The following is an 18,187-nucleotide window of genomic DNA, read 5'->3' as shown; positions in this document are numbered from 1 at the left end:
GGGTGGCCCTGGCCACCCTCTTCTTGTTGACCCGGCTACGCCGGCGCGGGCCGCTCGCCACTCAGGGCTGAGTGGGCGGTGGCAGCAGGCTGTCATCGACGCTGCCGTCACCTCTGAGCTTGTTGCCATTGGCGTCGACGGCGTCCACGCCGTTGTCATCTACGCTGCCGTCACCTCTTAGCTTGTTGCCATTGGCGTCGACGGCATCCACGCCGTTGTCATCTATGCTGCCGTCACCTCTTAGCTTGTTGCCATTGGCATCGACACCATTGTCATCCACCCGGCCACCGGCATGACGCTCCCCGCCAGCATGCTTGTCGCCACCGCCGTGGCGATCGCCGCCAGCATGCTTGTCGCCACCGCCGTGGCGATCGCCGCCGGCATGCTCACCCTGGCCATGGTCATCGCCGCCGTGACCACTGTCGTCACCACCATTGTTTCCGTTTTGGCTACTATTGCCGCCCCCGCCGCTATTGTTTCCAGAATTGCTACTATTGTCCCCGCCACTGTGGCCGCCACCCCCGCTGCCACTGTTGCTGCCGCCACCACCGCTATTGCCGCCTCCGCTGCCACTATTGCCGCCGCTTCCGCCGTCACCCCCTTTGTTGTGAACGATCAGCGAGTTGGCTATATAGCTGTGGCTGCCATCCAGAATGAGGTTGAACAGCGCCGTCGTGGGCGGGCTGTCGACCCAGTAGAGAGACTCGACCAGCAGCTCGGCGGGCTGGGCCGCCAGCGCCAGATTGCCACTGAGCGCGACAGATGCCGGTCCGCACAGGATGCGCATGCCGGTAAAGAGCGGCTGCACCGCCAGGGTGGGCTGCTCGGCACGGGTCATGGCGGGCGAGATGGCCACCCAGCCGCGGGTACTCAAGAAGGGGTGCTCGGCGGTAAAGAAGGGGGGCAGACGATTGAGCCCGTAGAGTCTCCGGTTGCCCAGGATGACGCGCTCGACCGCCAGGATCCGGTTGATCTGGCCATGCTGATCCAGCACCTGTTCACCGGCCTGCAGCGTTTCGATGAGGCGCTCGCTGCCGTCGGCCATCAGGATGCGGGTGCCGGCGACGAAGCAGGACTTGGCATGGGCCTGGTTCGGCTGCCATTGGTGATGGTCGAAGTCATAGCTGAAGGGGGTGGCAAACAGGGCCAGGGCGATGGCCGATCCCACCAGCAGTCGGCGCTGGCTGGGTTTGAACGAGGGCAGTGACATGGGGAGCTCCTTGTCTGGCTGGATTCACGCAGTCAAGTATAGAGGGCAGCCCGCTGAAACCCTTGCCATGCTATCTCGCCAGAAAAACGATTGGCGTCGGCCACAAAAGTGCGTAAAATCGCATACTCGATGCTTGTAGCAACGAATCCCGCCTAAAAAGCCAGTTTCATGCCCTCCCCAAGCAGTGAAAGGTAACGAATGACGCCGAATGGCGCATCTAATGCCTTGAAAAAGTCTTGTGATGACTGAAAAGTGTCAATTATCCCTGTCAGTTATCAAAAAATTAAGGATACCCATGTTTTCCTTGGTCAAGCAAAGCGTCGCCGGGCTGCAAATTCTGTTTGTTGCCTTTGGTGCCATGGTTCTGGTGCCCCTGCTCACCGGATTGAACCCCTCCATGGCCCTGCTTGGCGCCGGTGTAGGCACCCTGCTGTTCCAGCTCTGCACCCGTCGCCAGGTCCCGATCTTCCTCGGCTCCAGCTTCGCCTTCATCGCCCCCATCATCTATGCCACCCAGACCTGGGGCCTGCCCTCCACCATGTTCGGCCTGTTTGCCGCCGGCTTCATGTACTTCATCCTGGCGGCACTCATTCGCGTGCGCGGCATGGGTTTCGTGCACAAGCTGCTGCCGCCCGTGGTGATTGGCCCGGTGATCATGGTGATTGGCCTGTCGGTGGCCCAGGTGGCCTGCAACATGGCCATGGGCCGTGCCGGGGCCGAGCAGGTGGTGGCGCCTGCCACCGCGCTGACCCTGGCGGGGATCTCCCTGGCGGTGACCCTGATCGCGGCCGTGTTCTGCAAGGGCTGGATCAAGCTCATTCCCATCCTCTCCGGCGTCATCGCCGGTTATGTGGCCGCCGTGCTGATGGGTCAGGTGAGTTTCGATGGCATGGTCAACGCCCCCTGGCTGGCGCTGCCCCACTTCGAGACCCCGGAGATCAACTGGGCCGCAGCGCTCTTCATGCTGCCGGTGGCCATAGCCCCCTGCATAGAGCACATAGGTGGCGTGCTGGCCATCGGCGGTGTGACCGGCAAGGACTACACCAAGGATCCTGGCCTGCACCGCACCCTGGCCGGTGACGGCATCGGCGTCTGCTTCGCCGGTTTCATCGGTGGCCCCCCCGTCACCACCTATGCGGAAGTGACAGGTGCCGTGATGATCACCCGCAACTTCAACCCGGTCACCATGACCTGGGCCGCCGTGTTCGCCATCATTCTGGCCTTCTTCGGCAAGTTCAACGCCCTGCTCACCTCCATCCCCATGCCGGTGATGGGCGGCATCATGCTGCTGTTGTTCGGATCCATCGCCGCCATCGGTCTCAAGACCCTGGTGGAGTCCAAGGTGGATCTGGGGCTGGCCCGCAACATCGCCATAGTCGCCGTGACCCTGACGGTCGGTGTCGGCGCGCTGGAGATGAAGATAGGTGACTTCGCCCTGGCCGGTGTCGGCCTGGCCTCGGTGGCCGCTATTCTGCTCAACCTCATCCTGCCCCAGCACTCCGAAGAGGGTGCCATGGAGTCGGCCAAGGACTAAGCGCACTGAGCGACGACCCCTCAGCCGCAGCGATGACAGGAGGCCACCCTTGGGTGGCCTCTCTCTTTCCCGGCGCAACCTCATCCTGCCCCGGCACTGCGAAGAGGTGGCCATGGAGTCGGCCAAGGACTGAGCGCACTGAGCGACGATCCCTCAGCCGCAGCGATGACAAGAGGCCACCCCAGGGTGGCCTCTCTCTTTCCCGGCGCAACCTCATCCTGCCCCGGCACTGCGAAGAGGGTGCCATGGAGTTGGCCAAGGACTAAGCGTGCTGAGCGACGCCCCTCAGCTGCAGCGATGACAGGAGGCCACCCCAGGGTGGCCTCCTGCTTTTGTAGCGCCCGGCCGGGAGAGCCTTGATCCCTCGGGGTTCGGCCCGGCGACTACAATCAGTGGCGTTGTTCACAGTCAAGGAGACGAACATGAAGACGAGATGGATCCTGGCCCTGCTTGGGCTTATCTGGGGGGGCGCGGCCCAGGCCGGTGCTGTGCGCTACCAGGTCGACGGTCAGCCCTTCGAGGGATATTACCTGGCCGCTGCCGACAAGCAGGCGCCCCTGGTGGTGCTGGTTCACGACTGGGACGGGTTGACGGATTACGAGGTCAAGCGGGCCGAGATGCTGGTGGCGCTCGGGTACAGCGTGTTTGCGGTGGACTTGTTCGGGGCAGGCATCAGACCGACCGCCGTGGAAGAGAGGAAGAAGCTCACCGGGGCGCTTTATCAGGACAGGGCCAGGATGCGCAAGCTGTTGCAGGCAGGGCTCGCCGAGGCAGGCAGGCAGGGCGGCCGGCTCGACAATGCGGTGGCGATGGGCTACTGCTTTGGCGGCGCCGCCGTGCTGGAGCTGGCCCGCAGCGGCGCTAGCCTCAAGGGGATCGTCAGCGTCCACGGGGGGCTGGAGACCCCGGCCGGTCAGAACTACGAGCAGACCAGGGCCAGCCTGCTGATCCAGCATGGCAGTGCGGATCAGGCGGTGTCGCTTGGCCAGTTCGCGGCCCTCATCACCGAGCTGGAGAGCGCGGGCATCCGGCATGAGGCGATCAGCTACGGTGGTGCGCCCCATGCCTTCAGCGTCTTTGGCTCGGACAATTACCGCGCCGACGCCGATGCCAAGTCCTGGCAACGCTTCACCGAGTTTCTCGGTGAGGTGACCAAGGGCTAGGGCAGCCTTAGGCGGTGAAGCGGGATCATGCCACCAATAGCCCCGCGTGGCTGGGCACCACTGCTTGCCGGGTCAGCAGAAGTTCAGTGGCGCTGGTTATACTGACTCGATGAGGTACTTGTATCTGGCCAGCGCCCCCGGGGCACCGGACGGTGAATGCTGATAACGGGTCGCAGGGATGGCCTCTGACCCGATTCTGGCGCGGGAGGCCCCCTCAGCCCCCGCACACGAGACACGAAGGAGTAATGACATGCGTCTATGGACTCATATTCTGGCCGTTCTGCTGCTGGTTGGTTGTGCCAAGGGGGATACCCCCGCCGAGCAACGCAACCACATTCAACAGATGCGCCAGCAGACCCTCTCCACCCTGTATGGTCAGGATGCGGGCACCAGACAGGAGGTGGCAAGATCCAAGGGTTATGCCGTCTTCACCAATGTGAACAACAACCTGCTGGTACTGAGCGCCGGCAGTGGCTATGGGGTGCTTCGTGACAACCGCACCGGTCGCGACACCTACATGAAGATGGCGACCGCCGGCATGGGGATCGGCATGGGGATCAAGAAATTCCAGGCCGTGATCATCTTCAACGATGCCGCCGCCCTGGACAGATTCATCACCACAGGCTTCGATGCCAGCGCCCAGGCGGATCTGGCCGCCAAGTCGGCGGACGATGGCAAGGTGGTGGTCAGCGAGGCGGCCAATGCCGACTTCCAGAAGGTGAAGATGTACCAGCTCACCGAGAAGGGGGTGGCGGTGCAGGCCACCATGCAGGGCTACAAATACTGGCCGGATGACGATCTCAACGGCACCAAATAACGCCCAGACATTAATGGCCACTGCGCGGCGCTCATCAGAGCGCCGCGCGCATTTCTGCGGCCTTGAACCTCCCTAGGCGGGCTTGTCCAGCGCCAGCACCCTCACCCACATGGCCCCTTCCCCTACATGTTGGCGGGATGAGAGGCTGAGCTCCCCCGTCTGCGCCGCGATGCGGTGCACAGCCAGGCTGTGGGACTTCTGCCCTGTGGCGATCAGATAGTGGCCGCTGTGGTCGATGGCAAAACCACGGGGGCAGGATTCGGTCGGGAAGTGGCCCAGCAGGGTCAGGGCGCCGTCCTCCTCGTCGACCCCGAACAGGCTGAGCAGGCTGCTGGCCCGCTCGCTGGTGTAGAGAAAACGCCCATCCGGGGTCAGGTGGATGTCGGCCCCCCAGCGCTCTCCCTGATAACCCTCGGGCAGCATATCCAGGCTCTCCCGCGCACCGATGCGACCATCCGCCTCCCTGTGGTAGCGGTTGAGGGTGCTGTCGAGCTCGTTCAGACAATAGAGATCGCCGTTGGTGGGGTGCAGCGCCAGATGGCGGGGCCCGGCGCCGGGGGCGGTGTGGATGTCACCCAGGGGATGGGGGCTCAGCTGACCATCCTCTCCCAGGGTGAAGCGGCGAATGACATCCTCCTTGAGGCAAGCCACCAGCAGCTCCTGCTCGCCCTGTTCCGTTGTCAACAGGGTCACCGAATGGGCAGCCATCAGCCGGTCGATGCGCTGGTGGGGGGCCAGCACCCGGCCAGCGTCGTCCATGGGCGAGACGCTGACATGGTCGAAGGCGTAGGAGGCGGCAAAGAAGAGGCGCCCGGCCCCATCGGTGCAGCTGTGGGAGGCGCTGCCATCGAGCGGCGCCGAGCTGGGCGCTCCGAGCAGGCCATCCGCGGCTATGGGGTAGCTCAGCACCCGAAAGTCGGGGCGTACCCCCGCATAGAGCCAGGCCTTGTCCGGGCTGATGACCAGGGGCTGCACCTCGCCGCCGGTCTGGACTTGCTGCAGCGGGGCCAGCTCGTCTTCTTCCAGTCGAAACACATGGATCAACCCGCTCACCGGGTTGGCCACATACACCACTTGTTCCATTGCACGCTCCAGAGAAAAAGAGTGCCCCGCGAGGGGCAGGAAGAGAGGCCATGGTCCCATGGATGGCGCCCGCCATCCACAGCCTCATGGCGCCGCGTCAGGGTCGGCTCAGGATCTCTTGTATGACGGGCACCACCGAGAGGGCCAGCAGGGCCGCCATGGCATGGTTGAACCGGCGGCGGGCGAGGGCATTGGTCAGCCAGCGTTTGAGCAGGGTGCCACACAGCAGCCAGAGCCCGACGCAGGGGAAAGAGACGATGAAGAAGGTCAGGGCTATGGTCAGGTTCTGCTGGTGGAAGTCGGCTCCCGCGCTGGTGAAGGCGGCGATGGCGCCGGTGGCGACCACCCAGGCCTTGGCATTGACCCATTGGAACAGGGCGCCCTTGAGGAACCCCAGGGGGCGGGCAGAGGCGTCTCCCGTCACCTCGTCGGCGGAGCGGGCAATCAGCCAGGCGAGATAGAGCAGATAGAGGGTGCCTACACACTTGATGACGAAGTGCAGGCTGGGGAAGAGGGTGAACAGCTGGCCGAAACCCAGCCCCACCAGCAACAGCATCAGGGTGAAGCCGACGCAGATCCCCACGAGCAGCGGCAGGCTGCGCCTGACCCCGAAGTTGGCGCCGGCGCTCATCACCATGATGTTGTTCGGTCCCGGGGTGACAGATGCCGAGATGGCAAAGAGCACCACGGCGTAGAGATAGTCCATGAGATCCTCGTGGGTGACATTCCGTTGTCTTCCCTATATTGGGGACCTGCTCCCGCTTTCAAGTCCGGCTGCCCGGGTAAAAAAACAGGCTCCAATATGGAGCCTGTTTGCAGGGGCAGGAGGTCGGCATCAGGCCGGCTTGCCACCATTGGGCGGCGGCAGGGCCGGGCGGGACTCTATCTTCTGCTCGTCCCCTTGCCGGTTCTTGATGTGGACGTCCATCTGGTTGAACGCGATGTCGATGCCGTGTTCACGGAACAGTACGTCGATGCGGCGGTTCAGCTCATCGATGGCCGGGTTGCGATCCCCGAGCTCGCTCACGAAGAAGCGCAGCTCGTGATCCAGGGTGCTGGGGCCGAAGGTGAGGAAGTAGACGATGGGGGCAGGGTCCTTCAAGACCCGGCTGTTCTCCGTGGCGGCCTGCATCAACAGCTTGCGGGTCAGCTCCAGATCCGAACCATAGGCCACCCCGACCCGGGCGATCACCCGGGTGACGGTATCGGACAGGGACCAGTTGATCAGTCGCTCTATCATCAGCTGCTGGTTCGGGATAATCACTTCTTTACGGTCGAAGTCGGTGAGGGTGGTCGAGCGGATGCGGATCTTGTTGACCGTGCCCGAGATGGTGCCGATGGTCACAGTATCCCCGATCCGCACCGGGCGCTCGAACAGTATGATGATGCCCGAGATGAAGTTGGAGACTATCTGCTGCATGCCAAAACCGATACCGACCGAGAGACCGGCGGCCAGCCACTGCAGCTTCTCCCACTGGACCCCCAGCATGGCCAGCGCGGTGAGCGAGCCCATCCCGATCAGCACATAGTTGAGCATGGTGGTGAAGGCGTAGGCCGTGCCCTGGGCGAGGCGCAGCTTGGAGAGCACCAGCACCTCCAGCAGGCCTGGCAGGTTGCGGGCCAGCGACAGGGCCGCCCCGAACAGGAAGAGGCCGGTCAGCACGTCGCTCAGGCTGATGGGATAGAGCACGGCGTTGGCACCAGTGCCCTCGCTCTTGTGCCACAGCACCACGCTGTCGAGGTAGGTGAAGACAGCGACCAGATCGGACCAGAGCCAGTAGAAGGCGACGCCGAACACCAGCAGCAGCATGATGCGGGTCAGGCGCAGGGACTGCTGGCTGACCTCTTCCAGATCCATGGGCTGCTCTTCGATGGCCTCGCCCCCTTCCGCATCTTCCGAAGGCTTGTGCTCGCGCTTGGCGACGGCGCGGCGGTAGGCCAGACGGCGGGCCGCCAGCTCCAGACCACGCAGGGCGGTGCGATAGACCAGGCTCCAGATGATGATGAGGTAGAAGGATTCGATCAGGCGACCGGTCAGCTTCAGGGCTGTGTAGTAGTAGCCGAGGGCCGCCAGCACCATCAGGGCCACAGGCGCCAGCGCCAGGGCGACCGCCGTCATGGTCTGCAGCATGCTGGCCTCACCCTTGATGCGGGCGCGGGAGATGGGCAGCACCAGGTAGGCGGTCAGACCCAGCAGCAGCATGGTCAGCGCCTGGCCGATGACGTCATTGCCGAGCGATGAGGGTTCCACCACCGCCTTGGTCGACAGCATGATGAGGGGCAGCAGGGGCAGCCAGAGGTAGCGCATGCTGGTACGCTTGGCCTGCAGCTCGTCCCGCGGGATGCGGAAGTGGCTCTCGCCGATGCCGCCTGGGCGCATCACCGACAGGTAGACGCTGAACACCAGGTAGCCCAGTGCCAGGTTCAGGGTGATCTGGAAGATGAGGCGCGGGCTCAGCAGGCCGCAATAGGCCAGCAGCAGGCCGGCGGCCAGGATGAAGAGGGTACCCGGCAGGCGCTGCAATACGGTGTAGAGCAGGGCGCGCGGGGTGTGCCACTGGCTGTCTTGGCGGAAGCGGCCGAGATCCTTGGCGATCTTCTGCTGGCGCTTGACCAGGGTCGGGCGTTTCCACAGCAGCAGGCCACCCACCAGCAGCAGCGGCAAGGCGAGCAGGGAGACTGCCAGCAGCATGTCGCCCCAGCCTTGCCAATCCGGCTTGAGCACCCAGTCGGAGACCTGCTTGTAGGCATGACCCGGCCAGTTGATGAACCACTTGCCATCGATGGGCTTGTTGCTGCTGACCCAGAAGATGTGCTGTTGCAGGGTGAATTCGATGGAGGCATAGATGCGCGTCAGCTGCTGCTGGGTGAGCTGCAGGCTGATGGCGTTGGTGAGCTGGGCATCCATCTGGCGGTTGAGCTGATCCAGCAGGCTGATGCGGGTGTCGATCAGCTTGACCAGGTTCGCCTTGTCCTCTTCGCTGACGGTCTCCCTGCTGTTGGCGATCAGGTTGTCCAGATACTGGCCCTTCTGGAACAGCTGATCCCGTTGCTGGCTCAGTTCAAACTGGGCCAGGTGCAGGTCGGCTATCTGCTCTTCCAGGTTCTTCACCAGGGTGGAGGGGGCGGCCTCCAGCTGCTGGTAGAGCTGATAGAGGATGCGGGAGAGCAGCAGGTTGCCCTTGAGCATCTGCACCTGCTCGTTCAGGTTGCGCTCGGTCTGGGTACCGCGCTCCAGCCAGCTCTTGGCCTGCAGGTTTTTCTGTGCGAGCAGGTTGAGGTTGGTGGTGGCGCTGATGAGCTGCTGGCTGAGCTGGTGGTTGATCTCCTGCTCTTTTTGTACCAGCGGGTTGTCCTGGGTGGCGACCAGCTCGCCGGTCTGCTCGGCGGCCTTCTCGGTGTCGCCGAGGCGCTTGGCGCTGCTCTGCTCCTGCAGGGCCTGCAGTTTTTGCTCCTCATGAGCGAGGCGCGCACTCTGGTAGTCGCGCTGCTTGACCGCCAGATCCTGCATGCTGGTGCGGTTGTCCAGATCCTTTTGCAGGTTGGCCAGTTGCAGGTCCAGCAACGCCAGCTCGGTATTGAGCTTCATCTTCTCGGCGCTGCTCACGCCATCCCCGGAGTTCAGGCGAGTGCGGATCTCCTGGCTGCGTTGATAGGCGCGGCTCATGTTGGCCTGGGCCCGCTCCGGCAGGGTTTGCAGGCTGGTGATCTGGCTGCCTATGGTGCCGAGGGCCTCCTGGGCATCCTGCATGTTGGCCAGCACTTCCGGCTGACGGCTCTCCAGCTCCGCCAGGCTCATGCTGGCGTATTCACTCTTGAGCTGCTCGGGACCCTTGTCCTGGGCCAGGGAGTCTATCTTGGCGCCTATCTCTTTCATTTCGCCGGGCAGGGAGCGTACCCGCTGTGTCAGCGCCTTGGCCTTGGCCTGCTCCTTCTCGATGCTGTCGAGCAGGGCTAAGGTATCGGTCAGCAACTTCTGATCCGCCTGCTGGCTGACGGTCAGGGTCTCTGACTTGCCGAGGGCATCGAGCGCCCGCTGTACCGTGGCGCGCTGGGGTAGATCCTGCGCCATGGCTTGGGGGGCGCAGAGGCTGATGAGTAAACAGAGCAGCGGCAACAGGGTGGCCGAGGCTCTTCTGAACTGTATTGAGGGCATAAAACGTCCGGGTGATTATGCGAGATTCGGGAGGTTTCCCACTGGGGGGAAATCCGCGTGGATTCTAGCACCGGCGCGAGAGAGGCAGCAGGGGGGAGAGATAAAAAAAACGGCGCCCCAAGGCGCCGTTTTATCGGTTCAAGACTGATTAGAGTACGTGAACGGAGGCGGTGTTGGTGGTACCGCTCGGTACCAGGGCACCGGAGACCATGACGACCACGTCACCCTTCAGGCCCATGCCGCTTTGCAGTGCCGCTTCTTTGCCGATGCGATAGAAATCGTCGGTAGAGGCGATGCTGTCAACCACGTGAGCAACCACACCCTTGGTCAGGACCAGTTGGGCAGCAGTTTTCTTGTTGGTGGTGATGGCCAGGATCCAGGCTTTCGGGAAGTACTTGCGAATGGCCTTGGCAGACTTGCCGCCTTCGGTGGCAACCACGATCAGCGGGGCGTCCAGCTTCTCGGAGGTCTCGACGGCGCCTTTACAGACGGCTTCGGTGATGCGCAGCTTGTTGCTGTCGTTGGCAGCAGACAGGTTGGACGGCATCACGGCGTCGGTACGCTCGCAGATGGTGGCCATGATGGTCACGGCTTCCAGCGGGTACTTGCCCTTGGCGGATTCGCCGGACAGCATGACGGCGTCGGTACCATCCAGGATGGCGTTCGCCACGTCACCGGCTTCGGCGCGGGTCGGACGCGGGTTCTTGATCATGGAATCCAGCATCTGGGTGGCGGTGATGACCACTTTACGTGCCTTGTTGCACTTGGTGATGATCATCTTCTGGGCGAAGATCACTTCTTCAACCGGAATTTCCACACCCATGTCGCCACGAGCAACCATGATGCCGTCGGAGACAGCCAGGATGTCGTCGAAGTTGTCCAGGCCTTCCTGGTTTTCGATCTTGGAGATGATCTGGATGTTCTCGCCACCGTGGGCCTTCAGGTGCTCACGGATTTCCAGCACGTCTTCTTTCTTGCGGATGAAGGAGGCGGCAACGAAGTCCACGCCCTGCTCGCAACCGAAGATGAGGTCACGCTTGTCTTTCTCGGCCAGGGCCGGCAGCTTGATGGAGACGCCCGGCAGGTTGACGCCCTTGTTCTCGCCCAGATCACCGTTGTTCAGCACCTTACAGATGACTTCACGCTCGGTGATTTCGATGACGTCCAGACCGATCAGGCCGTCATCCACCAGGATGCGGTTGCCGACGCGCAGGTCGTTGGCGAAGCCGGCGTAGGTCACGGCGACTTTGTCCTTGTTGCCAACCACTGTCTGGTCGGTGGTGAAGGTGAAGGTCTGGCCGGCGACCAGAGAGACATCGTTGCCACCTTCCAGCTTCATGGTACGGATTTCCGGACCCTTGGTATCCAGCAGGATAGCTGCGTGCTTGCCGGTCTCGGCCATCACTTCACGCAGGTTGCGGATACGGGTGCCGTGCTCTTCGTAATCACCGTGAGAGAAGTTCAGGCGCATGACGTTCATGCCGGCGTCGAGCATCTTGCCGAGCATTTCTTTGGATTCGGTCTTGGGACCTATGGTGCAGACGATTTTGGTCTTTTTCATGTCAGTCTTCATGGTTAAGGAGTTTCCGCCGTGCAATATACACCAGTTTTTGGATACTTTTTATGATCCAGAAACAACGTTTTGAGCTAAAAACGCCTCAATTTGAAAGATAACGTTTTCGCTCACAGCTGATTTTAGGGGCTAAAATAATTGATTTTCCGCGAGTGAGGCCATTTGGTTCCCATTTCTCGCCCCCTCGATGGCCTGATCCCATGTAGTTAAATGACCAACAAGGGATGAGACCGCCAGCGAGGGAACCTGGGCCCCTTTCCCCCCCTGGCCGTCACCCAGTGTAGTCATTGGGCCGCCACAACGCAGGACGGGCGTCAGCGTCCGACCAGGTGCGCCGCCCGGGCAGGCGGCGCGCCTGTTGCGCAGGCTTAGCCGAAGAACCAGTAACCGCGGTTGATGAGACGGGTCAGCAGTTGCAGGAAGCCGGCCTGATCGGCGAGCTCCACCATGTCGGCCTGGGTGATGATGTCCTTGTCGCACAACAGCGAGATGGCGGCCGCATCGTCGCTCGGCAGGGTCCAGGCCTCGCCGTCGATGTAGCAGCTACGGCTCTCGCCGCTGAACCAGACAGAGCGCAGGCCCGGCACCTTGATGGCGGGCTCGCCCTGGGTCAGCAGGTCGGCCACTTCCTCGGCGCTGTAGTCAGGCTCCATGGGGCTCACGTCCAGATCGTGCTTGGCCTCGGAGATCATGGTGCCGAACCACTCCTTGAACAGGGTCTCGTCATCCAGGGCCTGTTGCATCAGCTCCCGCAGGCGGTGCAGCTCATGGGGCTGGATCTCGCCGTGACGGGCGCGGGGCTTGAGGTCTGCATCGCCGTAACGCTCGGTGCGCAGATCGTTGTCGATCAGGTGATCGGCAAACGACGAGATGAGCGCCTTGGCGTCCGGTGCCCGGAAACCCACGGAGAAGTTCAGTGAGGGCTCGATGGCGTAGCCCTCGTGAGGGAATCCAGGCGGAATGTAGAGGATGTCGCCCGGCTCCATGATGACGTCGATGATCGCCTCGAACGGCTCGCAGTGCAGCAGGGCGGCGTGGGCGGCAAACTCGTTGAGGGGATTGGCATCGCCGACCCGCCAGTGACGCTTGCCCTGGCCCTGGGTGATGAAGACATCGTAGTTGTCGATGTGGGGGCCGACACCGCCGTGAGGGGTGGAGAAGCTCACCATCACATCGTCAAAGCGCCAGCCCGGGATGAACTGGAACGGCAGCGCCAGCTCGTGCACCTCGGGGGCCCAGTGGTTGCAGGCCTGCACCAGCACTGTCCAGTTCTCTTCCCCCAGGTGGTCGTATGACTCGAAGGGGCCGTGGGCAGCCTCCCACTTGCCGTCGAAACGGGTCACCAGGCGGGATTCGATGACCTCCTCCATGGCCAGACCCGCCAGCTCGTCCGGGCTGATGGGATCCTGAAAGTCTTTGAAGCCGCCCTTGATGAGGAGCGGGCGCTTCTGCCAGTAATGCTCGAGGAAGTGGGCAATATCCAGATTGAGTTCGTACATGGTGCTTCTCGTATCTTGTGAGAGATCTTGCCCAAACTTGGCTTGGGCAAGGGCTCTGAAATGGCCCGATAGCCTATGACGCTATCGAATGGGCCAAAATCAACGGGGGCCCTGCCGTCATGACAGAGCCCCCGCCGGTTCGGTTTAGCCGCTTACTTCAGCAGATCGACCAGGCGCTGGGCCTGACCGAGGTAGTTGGCCGGGGTCAGCTTCTTCAGTTCGACCTTGACGGCCTCGGGCAGTTCCAGGGTGTCGATAAAGGTGCGCATCCCTTCGGCATCCACGCGACGACCACGGGTCAACTCTTTGAGCTTCTCGTAGGGCTTCTCGATGCCGTAGCGGCGCATCACTGTCTGGATGGGCTCGGCCAGCACTTCCCAGTTGGCGTCCAGATCGGCGGCCATGGCGTCCGCGTTGGCTTCCAGCTTGGAGATGCCCTTGAGGGTCGCCTGATAGGCAATCAGGGAGTAACCCACGGCCACACCCAGGTTGCGCAGCACTGTGCTGTCGGTCAGATCACGCTGCCAGCGGGAGATGGGCAGTTTGCTCGCCAGGTGCTGGAACACGGCGTTGGCCAGACCCAAGTTGCCTTCGGAGTTTTCGAAGTCGATGGGGTTGACCTTGTGCGGCATGGTGGAGGAGCCGATCTCGCCCGCTATGGTGCGCTGCTTGAAGTGACCCAGGGAGATGTAACCCCACACGTCCCTGTCGAAGTCGATCAGTATGGTGTTGAAGCGGGCCATGGCATCGAACAGCTCGGCGATGTAGTCGTGGGGCTCGATCTGGGTGGTGTAGGGGTTCCAGGTCAGGCCCAAGGAGGTCACGAACTCCTCGGAGAACTGGTGCCAGTCCACTTCAGGGTAAGCGCTCACGTGGGCGTTGTAGTTGCCCACGGCGCCGTTGATCTTGCCGAGGATCTCCACCGCCATGATCTGCTTGTACTGGCGCTCCAGGCGATAGGCGACGTTGGCCATCTCCTTGCCCATGGTGCTCGGGGTGGCGGGCTGGCCGTGGGTGCGTGACAGCAGCGGCATGTCGCGGTACTCATGGGCCAGGCGCTTGAGCTCGCTGATCAACTTCTCGCAATAAGGCTTGATGACCTGGTCGCGGGCGGTTTTCAGCATCAGGCCGTGGGAGTTGTTGTTGATGTCTTCCGAGGTGCAGGCGAAGTGGATGAATTCGCTGACGGCGGCCAGCTCAGGGTTCACTTCCACTTTTTCTTTCAGGAAGTACTCCACCGCTTTCACATCATGGTTGGTGGTGCGCTCTATCTGCTTGATGCGCGCGGCGTCCGCTTCGTTGAAGTTCAGGACTATGTCGTCCAGCAGGGCGCTCGCGGCCGCACTCAGGGCAGGGACTTCCGGGATCCCGGCGTGGCTGGCCAGTTTTTGCAACCAGCGCACCTCGACTTCGACGCGAAAACGCAGCAGACCGAATTCGGAGAAGATGGGACGCAGGGCATCGGCCTTGTCGCCATAACGACCGTCAATCGGGGAAACAGCAGTCAGCGCGGACAGCTCCATGGGGTGAACTCCTGATGATTGGTGTGGGGGATTCTCATCAACTCGCGCTCCTGTTGCGAGGCCGTTATCAAGGCTCATGTGCTGCTCGCTTGTTGGTAACCGAGAGTTCTCATTTATCGACATAAACTCCGGTACCTGCGCTGCGCTTCACCTTGCTTCCGGCCTCTCACGACTGAGCTCGAGCCGATTCTTAAAAACGTTTGGCCAGTTCCACCATCTTCTTGCGGGCGAAGATGATCTGGGTGCGGCTGCCGCCAAGCTGGCGCCACAGCACGGCGGCACGGATGCCTGCCAGCAGCAGGGCGCGCACCTTGTGCTGCACCAGGGGCTGCTGCAGGAACAGCGGGGTACCCGCCACCTGGATCCTGGGGCCAATTGGGCTGATAAGATCGCTGTAGATGCTCGCCATGTTGGCCAGGATCTGCTCATCGAGCAGATCGAAATGCTGTTGCTGGCGGCCGATCTGTCCGATCCGCTCCCCCAGCATGTTGAGAATGTCCTTGCGCTTGGCCAGCTTGCGCTCCAGCGCAATCAGGCTCACCACGTAGCGGGTCAGCTCGGCGTTCTTCTGGCTGCCGTCGGCCCCCAGCTGCTCCACCAGGGCGCGGTAACCGTCGCGGATGGCGAGGTGGCTGCCGAACACTTCCAGCGGCTGCTTGGGATTGGTCACCAGCACGCTTTGCAGGCTCTCGCGCAGGGAGGCCTCGTCGCAGTTGCCGTCACGGGCCACTTTTTGCACCAGATAGGCCGCCTGGCAGATGCCGGCGAAAGCCATGGTTCTGTCTTGGAATTTGTCGCTCACGTCTGCTGCCTTCTGTTAAGGATTCAAACCGGATGGCTGAAACGCTGTTCTATGATGCCGCCGCCCAGGCAGACTTCCCCGTCATAGAAGACGGCGGACTGGCCCGGGGTCACCGCAGCCTGTTTCTCGTCGAAGATGACCCTGATGGTCTCATCATCGATGGGCTGGATGAGGCAGGGGATGTCCTGCTGGCGGTAACGGGTCTTGACGGTGCAGCGAAGTGGTGCGCGGATCGGGGTGCGATCCACCCAGTGCAATTGGCTCGCGATCAGGCCATCGGAGTAGAGGCGGGGATGCTCCCCTTGCGCCACCACTAGCGTGTTGCGCTCCACCTCTTTGTCCACCACGTACCAGGCCTCTTCGGTCGCATCCTTCATGCCGCCGATGCCGAGCCCCTTGCGCTGGCCCAGGGTGTGATACATCAGGCCCTGGTGCGTGCCTATCACCTTGCCGTCCACGGTTTCGATGGGGCCGGGCTGGGCGGGCAGGAACTTGGCCAGGAAGTCCTTGAACTTGCGCTCACCGATGAAGCAGATACCGGTGGAGTCCTTCTTCTTGGCGGTGATGAGCTCGAGCTGCTCGGCGATGCGGCGCACCTCCGGCTTCTCCAGATCCCCGACCGGGAACAGGCTCTGACCCACCTGGGCTTCGCTCAGGGTGTAGAGGAAGTAGCTCTGGTCCTTGTTGTTGTCGAGACCGCGCAGCAGGCGCGGGCGGCCTGTGCTGTCGTCACGGCGCACATAGTGGCCGGTGGCGATGTAGGTGGCACCCAGCTCTTCGGCGGCAAACTCGAGGAACGCCTTGAACTTGATCTCCTTGTTGCACAGGATATCCGGGTTCGGCGTGCGCCCCGCCTTGTACTCTTCCAGGAAGTGCTCGAACACGTTGTCCCAGTACTCGGCGGCGAAGTTGATGGTGTGCAGCTTCATGCCCAGCTTGTCGCAGACGGCCTTGGCATCAGCCAAATCCTGGGAGGCGGAGCAGTACTCGTCCGTGTCGTCTTCTTCCCAGTTCTTCATGAACAAGCCTTCGACCTGATAACCCTGCTGCTGGAGCAGGTAGGCCGAGACGGAAGAATCCACGCCGCCGGACATGCCGACGATCACCTTGATTTGGCTGTTGTCTGTCATTAGTCGAAGTTACCAGTTCGTTTAAACGGGGCGTATTCTACCAGAGTTTTGCGCCCCCGGTCACATCTCCCTGCCGTCGTTCCCCTCGGGAGCCCGGCGTCGGGAAATCGTTTTTCTGTTTGTCGGCACCATGATGAAATAAATGGTGCCAAATGATCCTAAATGGCCTGTTCAGGAGCTGTCACGAGAGGTCGGAAGCTCGGTAAAGAGCAGCACATGAGCCTTGATCACGGCCTCGCAGCAAGATCGTGGACAGGTTCTCAAATAAAGGCCTTGAGCGCCGACAGGGGCAGGCGAGTGCCCCCCAGATAATCCTGGATGCACTGCCACACCAGAGGGCTGCGCAGGGCCGGTTTGCACTCGGCTATCTCCGCCAGGGTGAGCCAGTGGCAGGCCAGCACATCGCCGTCGGGATCCTCTGGATGGTGCTGACCCGGCGCCTTTTCAAGGTCGAAGATGACGGCGGTGCGCACGAAGGTGGCCTCGCTGTCTGCCGGTTTGAACAGATAGACCCCGAGCCAGGCGCTGGGGGCGGCAGTCAGCCCAGTTTCCTCTTTCAGTTCGCGGCAGGCCGCCTCAATCAGGTTTTCCCCCGGCTCCACATGGCCGGCGGGCTGGTTGAAGCGGCGCTGCCCCTTGATCTCCTCTTCCACCAGCAGGAAGCGACCCTGCCAGTGCACCAGGGCGGCCACCGTCAGGCGACTCTGCAGGGGCGGGTGTTCGATCATGATGACTCCTTGTCGCCGGGATGACGGGCGGGTCGGCGGGCCGTGCCCCGGCCGCTGCTGCGGGGTTTGTTCTCGCCCGCCGTGGGTGATCCGGGTTTTCCCGTGCCGCGCGGTTTGTCCCGTTGCTGGGGCTGGCTCGCCCGGCGCGGGGCTTCGCCTGCCGGTTTGGCTGCGCTGCCACTCGCTCGGGGTGATGACGGCTGGCGCCTGGCCGGTGCCAGCTCGGGGGCGGGCAGGCTGTGGCTCTGGCCGGGTGCCAGACCGTCTTCTTGCCAGTTACCCAAGGTCCAGTCGCCGATGGCGTAGCGGATGAGGCGCAATGTGGGGTGGCCTATATGGGCCGTCATACGCCTCACCTGACGATTGCGCCCCTCCACAATTTTTATCTCCAGCCAGCTGGTGGGGATCTCCTTGCGCATCCGTATGGGCGGGTTGCGCGGCCACAGCTCGGGTTCGTCCATAATCCGCGCCCCGGCGGGCAGTGTCATGCCGTCGTTGAGCTCAACCCCGGCGCGCAGGGCGGCAAGTGACGCCTCGCTCGGTACCCCTTCCACCTGCACCCAATAGGTCTTGGGGGTCTTCTCCCCGGGCTGGGTGAGGCGCGCCTGCAGCTTGCCGTCGTTGGTGAGCAGCAAGAGCCCCTCGCTGTCGCGGTCGAGCCGCCCTGCGGCATAGATGCCGGGCTCTTTGATGTAATCCTTGAGGGTTTCGCGCCCCGCCTCGTCGGTGAACTGGCAGAGCACCATATAGGGCTTGTTCAGCAGCAAGAGCTTGCGATCTGCCGGTGCCACCTCTGGTTTTTGCCCCGCCACTCTGGCGTCGCCCGCCTGCCGGGTACCGGCCCGTGAGCGGGCAAGGCCGGGCTTGTGGGCCTCATTCTGTGTGGGGCGGCCAGCGGCGCTGGTGCGGCCGGAGAGGGAGAGGCGGGGACGGGCAGGTTTCATCGCATGCATACCAAAAACAGGGGAT

Annotated in this window: 14 protein-coding genes; 3 read left to right on the top strand and 11 right to left on the bottom strand. The window is 62.6% G+C overall.

What is annotated here, in order from left to right:
* Nucleotides 1-61 precede the first annotated feature (61 nt).
* On the bottom strand, nucleotides 62-1,210 hold the full coding sequence (locus AB5Y91_RS17010) for a Hint domain-containing homing endonuclease (RefSeq protein ID WP_368170337.1): 1,149 nt from the start codon (nucleotides 1,208-1,210) through the stop codon (nucleotides 62-64).
* 295 nt (nucleotides 1,211-1,505) lie between these two features.
* Between AB5Y91_RS17010 and AB5Y91_RS17005 the strand changes: the two genes are divergently transcribed.
* From AB5Y91_RS17005 to AB5Y91_RS16995, 3 genes are all read left to right on the top strand, one after another.
* Nucleotides 1,506-2,744 carry a uracil-xanthine permease family protein gene (locus AB5Y91_RS17005; RefSeq protein WP_162520060.1) on the top strand — a complete coding sequence of 413 codons (1,239 nt, stop codon included), beginning with the start codon at nucleotides 1,506-1,508 and terminating at the stop codon, nucleotides 2,742-2,744.
* 422 nt (nucleotides 2,745-3,166) lie between these two features.
* Nucleotides 3,167-3,907, top strand: a complete 741-nt coding sequence (locus tag AB5Y91_RS17000; RefSeq protein ID WP_368170336.1) for a dienelactone hydrolase family protein — start codon at nucleotides 3,167-3,169, stop codon at nucleotides 3,905-3,907.
* Between the two features lie 250 nt (nucleotides 3,908-4,157).
* The gene (locus tag AB5Y91_RS16995; RefSeq protein ID WP_106886231.1) at nucleotides 4,158-4,724 is read left to right on the top strand and encodes a YSC84-related protein; all 567 of its coding nucleotides are present in this window, start codon (nucleotides 4,158-4,160) and stop codon (nucleotides 4,722-4,724) included.
* A 72-nt stretch (nucleotides 4,725-4,796) separates the two neighbouring features.
* Here the strand turns inward: AB5Y91_RS16995 and AB5Y91_RS16990 are convergent, their stop codons facing one another.
* The 10 genes from AB5Y91_RS16990 to AB5Y91_RS16945 form a co-directional block, all read right to left on the bottom strand.
* Nucleotides 4,797-5,807, bottom strand: a complete 1,011-nt coding sequence (locus AB5Y91_RS16990; protein ID WP_368170335.1) for a beta-propeller fold lactonase family protein — start codon at nucleotides 5,805-5,807, stop codon at nucleotides 4,797-4,799.
* A 97-nt stretch (nucleotides 5,808-5,904) separates the two neighbouring features.
* Nucleotides 5,905-6,513 (bottom strand): LysE family translocator, encoded by a 609-nt coding sequence (locus AB5Y91_RS16985; protein ID WP_368170334.1) that lies wholly within the window; start codon nucleotides 6,511-6,513, stop codon nucleotides 5,905-5,907.
* A 129-nt stretch (nucleotides 6,514-6,642) separates the two neighbouring features.
* On the bottom strand, nucleotides 6,643-9,963 hold the full coding sequence (mscK, locus tag AB5Y91_RS16980) for a mechanosensitive channel MscK (RefSeq protein ID WP_262110941.1): 3,321 nt from the start codon (nucleotides 9,961-9,963) through the stop codon (nucleotides 6,643-6,645).
* Nucleotides 9,964-10,111: 148 nt separating this feature from the next.
* The gene (pykF, locus tag AB5Y91_RS16975) at nucleotides 10,112-11,524 is read right to left on the bottom strand and encodes a pyruvate kinase PykF (protein WP_025327713.1); all 1,413 of its coding nucleotides are present in this window, start codon (nucleotides 11,522-11,524) and stop codon (nucleotides 10,112-10,114) included.
* 380 nt (nucleotides 11,525-11,904) lie between these two features.
* On the bottom strand, nucleotides 11,905-13,035 hold the full coding sequence (locus AB5Y91_RS16970) for a cupin domain-containing protein (protein ID WP_163135381.1): 1,131 nt from the start codon (nucleotides 13,033-13,035) through the stop codon (nucleotides 11,905-11,907).
* Between the two features lie 152 nt (nucleotides 13,036-13,187).
* Nucleotides 13,188-14,558, bottom strand: a complete 1,371-nt coding sequence (gene purB / locus AB5Y91_RS16965) for an adenylosuccinate lyase (protein WP_111910240.1) — start codon at nucleotides 14,556-14,558, stop codon at nucleotides 13,188-13,190.
* Nucleotides 14,559-14,748: 190 nt separating this feature from the next.
* Complete coding sequence (gene hflD / locus AB5Y91_RS16960; RefSeq protein WP_041205352.1) at nucleotides 14,749-15,360, bottom strand: high frequency lysogenization protein HflD; 612 nt, start codon at nucleotides 15,358-15,360, stop codon at nucleotides 14,749-14,751.
* Nucleotides 15,361-15,383: 23 nt separating this feature from the next.
* The gene (mnmA, locus tag AB5Y91_RS16955; RefSeq protein WP_163154137.1) at nucleotides 15,384-16,490 is read right to left on the bottom strand and encodes a tRNA 2-thiouridine(34) synthase MnmA; all 1,107 of its coding nucleotides are present in this window, start codon (nucleotides 16,488-16,490) and stop codon (nucleotides 15,384-15,386) included.
* A gap of 260 nt (nucleotides 16,491-16,750) precedes the next feature.
* Nucleotides 16,751-17,218, bottom strand: coding sequence for an NUDIX hydrolase (locus AB5Y91_RS16950; RefSeq protein WP_368170333.1), 468 nt, complete (start codon nucleotides 17,216-17,218; stop codon nucleotides 16,751-16,753).
* Nucleotides 17,215-18,162 carry a pseudouridine synthase gene (locus AB5Y91_RS16945; protein ID WP_368170332.1) on the bottom strand — a complete coding sequence of 316 codons (948 nt, stop codon included), beginning with the start codon at nucleotides 18,160-18,162 and terminating at the stop codon, nucleotides 17,215-17,217. The genes AB5Y91_RS16950 and AB5Y91_RS16945 overlap by 4 nt, the downstream gene beginning before the upstream one ends.
* Nucleotides 18,163-18,187: the final 25 nt, after the last annotated feature.

The sequence above is a fragment of the Aeromonas sp. R4-3 genome, from assembly GCF_040908275.1.
GTDB lineage: Bacteria > Pseudomonadota > Gammaproteobacteria > Enterobacterales > Aeromonadaceae > Aeromonas > Aeromonas rivipollensis.
Note: the sequence above shows the minus strand (reverse complement) of the source record. Positions and strands in the feature narration are given on the sequence as shown.

Excerpts from the sequence above, each read along its gene's own strand:
- pykF (WP_025327713.1), bottom strand. The coding sequence starts at position 11,524 with ATGAAAAAGACCAAAATCGTCTGCACCATAGGTCCCAAGACCGAATCC.
- AB5Y91_RS16990 (WP_368170335.1), bottom strand. The coding sequence starts at position 5,807 with ATGGAACAAGTGGTGTATGTGGCCAACCCGGTGAGCGGGTTGATCCAT.
- AB5Y91_RS17005 (WP_162520060.1), top strand. The coding sequence starts at position 1,506 with ATGTTTTCCTTGGTCAAGCAAAGCGTCGCCGGGCTGCAAATTCTGTTT.
- AB5Y91_RS17010 (WP_368170337.1), bottom strand. The coding sequence starts at position 1,210 with ATGTCACTGCCCTCGTTCAAACCCAGCCAGCGCCGACTGCTGGTGGGA.
- purB (WP_111910240.1), bottom strand. The coding sequence starts at position 14,558 with ATGGAGCTGTCCGCGCTGACTGCTGTTTCCCCGATTGACGGTCGTTAT.
- AB5Y91_RS16985 (WP_368170334.1), bottom strand. The coding sequence starts at position 6,513 with ATGGACTATCTCTACGCCGTGGTGCTCTTTGCCATCTCGGCATCTGTC.
- AB5Y91_RS16970 (WP_163135381.1), bottom strand. The coding sequence starts at position 13,035 with ATGTACGAACTCAATCTGGATATTGCCCACTTCCTCGAGCATTACTGG.
- mnmA (WP_163154137.1), bottom strand. The coding sequence starts at position 16,490 with ATGACAGACAACAGCCAAATCAAGGTGATCGTCGGCATGTCCGGCGGC.
- AB5Y91_RS16945 (WP_368170332.1), bottom strand. The coding sequence starts at position 18,162 with ATGAAACCTGCCCGTCCCCGCCTCTCCCTCTCCGGCCGCACCAGCGCC.
- AB5Y91_RS17000 (WP_368170336.1), top strand. The coding sequence starts at position 3,167 with ATGAAGACGAGATGGATCCTGGCCCTGCTTGGGCTTATCTGGGGGGGC.
- AB5Y91_RS16995 (WP_106886231.1), top strand. The coding sequence starts at position 4,158 with ATGCGTCTATGGACTCATATTCTGGCCGTTCTGCTGCTGGTTGGTTGT.
- mscK (WP_262110941.1), bottom strand. The coding sequence starts at position 9,963 with ATGCCCTCAATACAGTTCAGAAGAGCCTCGGCCACCCTGTTGCCGCTG.
- AB5Y91_RS16950 (WP_368170333.1), bottom strand. The coding sequence starts at position 17,218 with ATGATCGAACACCCGCCCCTGCAGAGTCGCCTGACGGTGGCCGCCCTG.